Genomic DNA, 1,453 nt, shown 5'->3' on the forward strand with positions numbered 1-1,453 from the left:
TGAACTGCCTCCCATTTCTTGGACATGAGAAATGGGAGGCTTTCTTTATGCGCGTTGATTTGAGAGTGAAGCATGATATCGAGGCCAGGAAGGCGGCCATAGGGCTCTTCGAGCTCGGGCACGGGTATAAATCTGCCGCGATCGCCCTTTCGCTTCCCGTGGAAGCCGTGAGAAGATGGCAGGAGATATACCGCGCATTCGGGAGCGAGGTGCTGCTGCGCATGGACGGAAAGCAGGGCAGGTACACATACGAGCAGAAGGTCGCCGCCGCCTCCGCCGTCGTCGACGGCGGCATGACGAAGACCGAGGCGATGGCGGCGTTCGGCATAATGTCGATGTCGCCGCTCAAGAAGTGGTGCGCGCTATACCGCCGGGGCGGCGCGGAGGCCCTGCGCCCGAGGCCCAAGGGCCGGCCGAAGGGTTCCAAGGCGAGGCCGCGGACCCGCGAGGAGGAGCTCGAGGAGCGGTGCCGTAGGCTCGAGGCCGAGGTGGCCTACCTAAAAAAATTACGCGCCCTGGTCGAGAGGGACGGGCTCTGACCAGGGCGAAGGACGAAGCGGTCGCGGCCCTGCGCGCCGAGGGGCACGCGCTCGGGCACCTGCTCGCATGCGCCGAGGCCAACATGGCGGGCGACCTACTACTACGCCCTCGCGCACCCGCCGAGGCCCACGCGCCCCGAGCTCCGGGGGGCGGCCGCCGAGATCTTCTCGCGCACCGCCAACGGCTGCGGGCACCGGCAGATAGCGATGTGCCTCAGGGCGGAAGAGGGGGCCGTGATAGCCGACAAGACCGTGCTCAAGATGATGCGCGAGATGGGGATTCGCTGCGGTATCAGACGCGAGACGGCCTACCACAGGTACAACTCGTACAGGGGCGTCGTCGGCAGGACGTTCGAGAACGTGATCGCGAGGGATTTCGACGCCGGGGCCCCGTGGCGGAAGCTGGGAACGGACGTCACCGAGTTCAAGGTGGCGGGCGGCAAGGCCTACTGGGCCCCGACGCTGGACTTCTGCACCAAGGAGATCGTGGCGAGCGACATATCGACCACGCCCGACATGGCCCAGCAGGTCAGGATGCTCGACGAGCTGCTGTCCAAGATCCCCGAGGGCGCCGCCCCGACCATGCACTCGGACCGGGGCTGGCAGTACCAGCACGCCTCGTACACATCCAGGCTCGAGGCCGCCGGCATCGTCCAGAGCATGTCCAGGAAGGCGAACTGCATCGACAACGCCGCCACCGAGCAGCTCTTCGGCCACGTCAAGGACGAGTTCTACCGGGGCCGCGAGTGGGAGACGTTCGAGGATTTCAAACGCGACCTGGAGGAATACATAGTCCACTGGAACACGAGCCGGAGGCAGGTAAGATTGAAGGGCCTGACCCCGGAGGAGTTCCGGAATCAGGCCCTCGCGGCCTAGTCGCTATTTAGGGCGTCCAAGATTTGGGACGCAGTTCA

The 1,453-nt window shown here is 65.2% G+C and carries 1 protein-coding gene and 1 pseudogene; both read left to right on the forward strand.

Translation table 11 applies throughout. The features are described from left to right. A partial coding sequence (locus PMX72_RS10245; protein ID WP_347487368.1) for a helix-turn-helix domain-containing protein occupies window positions 1-539 on the forward strand: 539 nt, incomplete at its 5' end. A gap of 99 nt (window positions 540-638) precedes the next feature. Continuing rightward, window positions 639-1,415: pseudogene (locus PMX72_RS10250) on the forward strand (IS3 family transposase); the annotation flags it as partial. Window positions 1,416-1,453 lie beyond the last annotated feature (38 nt).

The organism is Collinsella aerofaciens, assembly GCF_028207065.1.
Lineage (GTDB): Bacteria > Actinomycetota > Coriobacteriia > Coriobacteriales > Coriobacteriaceae > Collinsella > Collinsella aerofaciens_AR.